Here is a 2,220-nt window from a genome sequence, read left to right as displayed (position 1 = left end):
TGTCAAGAGGAACGCAATTTTCCACAATATCGGAAGGGAAATTTCCTCACCCGACTAGGATTGAGTCTCTTCCGGACGGACGAGACCAGCCTTCAGTTTTTCTTTCAACCGATATGAATTTCCGCGGATGTTGAGCGTCACGGCATGGTGTAGGAGGCGATCCAGGATAGCTGTGGCAATGACGCGGTCGCCAAAGACATCGCCCCATGCTGCAAAGCTTTGATTGCTGGTGAGGATCATCGGACCACGCTCGTAGCGCCGGCTAATAAGCTGGAAGAACAGGTTGGCCCCTAGCCGGTCGATCGGCAAATAGCCAATCTCATCGATGATGAGCAAACGCGGCGTGGTAAAGACCTTGAGTTTTTCTTCGAGTCGCCCCTCGGCATGCGCTTTTGTCAGAATGGAAATCAGATTGGCTGCTGTAGTGAACAGAACCCGGTAGCCCGATGCAATCGCTTTCAAGCCCAGTGCGACGGCAAGGTGAGTTTTACCTACGCCCGGCGGACCTAATACAAGAACATTCTCGCCATGTTCGATGAAGTGACAGCTCGCCAGCGATTGCACCTGTTTCTTGTCGATCGAGGGTTGATAGCCGAAGTCGAAGGTCTCCAGCGGTTTGACGAAGGGCAGCCGGGCCATGACGGTTCGCATCGATACGTTCTTGCTCGCCTTGGCAGCAACTTCTTCGGCCAGGACTTGTTCGAGGAAGTCGGCATAGGGCATTTCCTGTGCTGCGGCATGCTGCAGCAAGGCTTCCAGCCGTTCCTGGCTTTTGAACAGGCGCAGCTTTGCCAGGTGCTCGGATAGACGTTCCAATTGAGCCGGATTCATGCCACCTCCAACATCTGTTCATACACTTGCAAGTCACGTACCTCAACCGCATCGACAGGCAAGACCGGCTGCGTCGTCGGCTCGCTTGCCGGGGCAAATCGCTGCCGGGCATTGCGTGCCACGGCTCCCGGGCCATGGCCGGGCTGTACGCTTAACTGGTAACGTCCCGCCAGTACCGCATGTTCAGCCACCAGTTTGTTCTGATAGCGGATCTGCCAGATATTGCCTGACCGAAGCACCTGCACTGTCTTGCCAATGAGCCGACAGGGAACCGAGTAGCGGTTCGTGTCGATCGATATCAGCCAGTCCAGGGCAACAACCCGATCACGGACCATGGCGTCGAGGAAGCCAGCTTGCGACGACGTCGCCGTCAATGCCGCTGCCTCTGCGGCAAAGCGATCGATCGGCCGCTCATGCGTGGTGCCATGCAGGCGTACGTCGGCAATTTCGACCAGCCACTGCCGCAATTGCTCGTTGAAGTCATCGATATCTTGGAAGATGCGCCCGGGCGCGAAATTGCGCTTGACGTATTTCACGCCGGATTCAACCTTGCCTTTGGTTTGCGCGCGATATGGCCGGCACAGCCGCGGTTCAAAGCCCCAATGCCGGGCAAAGGCGTCAAACGTCGGATTCCAGCGCGGCTTGCCTTCACTTGTCCCAAGCACCACCGTGCGCATGCGGTCATACAGAATTTCGGCGCACCGGCCACCGAACCACGCAAACGCATGTTCATGGGCTGCCAGGAGGGAGGTCAGACGTTCGTTCTCGAAACCCTCGACATAGGCCCGGCGCGAATAACCCAGCGTCATGACGAAGATATGCACTTCGGCCGGCCCGTGCGCGAAACGTACTTTGATCTGCCCCCAATCGACCTGGGCCTGCTGCCCCGGTTCGGTTTCAAAGCGGCGCTGGGTCAGCGATGCGACTGATGCCTGACCGCGCCATGGCTGTATCGTCTTGCGCACCGTATCATAGCTGCCCGTAAAGCCACGCTGCGATCGCAATTCCTGATAGAGAATGCGCGCCGAATAATGCACTTGCGGCGCCCGCTCCCTAAGCCAGTCTTCATGAGGAGACAGCAGCGTCGTGGCCGCTGCCGTTTCCCGCTGATAGGGCGTCCAGTTTGGCTTCTTCAGCGCACTGCGAACGGTTTTACGATCCAGGTCCAGTTGCCTGGCGATGCCCGATACACTCATCCCCGCTTCCCATAGCCGTCGAAGTTCTTCCCATCGTTCCTTATTGACCACTTCCCCTCCCATGTCCTGGTTCGACACGGGCACCTTAACGTCATCTGGCAATGCCTTGCTTTCCATTTTTGAGTCCCCTTCTCAAAATGGGTGGGGAAAATTCGATTCCTATTTTGGGGATTATTGCGTTCCTACTGACACC

General features: G+C 56.9%; 2 protein-coding genes. Both read right to left on the bottom strand.

From position 1 onward, the window contains the following. Positions 1-54: 54 nt before the first annotated feature. Positions 55-816: an IS21-like element helper ATPase IstB gene (istB, locus tag IGW03_RS37440; protein ID WP_438943722.1), complete on the bottom strand. Its 762-nt coding sequence runs from the start codon at positions 814-816 to the stop codon at positions 55-57. An 11-nt stretch (positions 817-827) separates the two neighbouring features. Then, positions 828-2,144 carry an IS21 family transposase gene (istA, locus tag IGW03_RS37435; protein ID WP_228536351.1) on the bottom strand — a complete coding sequence of 439 codons (1,317 nt, stop codon included), beginning with the start codon at positions 2,142-2,144 and terminating at the stop codon, positions 828-830. Positions 2,145-2,220 lie beyond the last annotated feature (76 nt).

Source organism: Noviherbaspirillum malthae, assembly GCF_015352985.1.
GTDB lineage: Bacteria > Pseudomonadota > Gammaproteobacteria > Burkholderiales > Burkholderiaceae_D > Noviherbaspirillum > Noviherbaspirillum malthae.
Note: the sequence above shows the minus strand (reverse complement) of the source record. Positions and strands in the feature narration are given on the sequence as shown.

Excerpts from the sequence above, each read along its gene's own strand:
- istA (WP_228536351.1), bottom strand. The coding sequence starts at position 2,144 with ATGGAAAGCAAGGCATTGCCAGATGACGTTAAGGTGCCCGTGTCGAAC.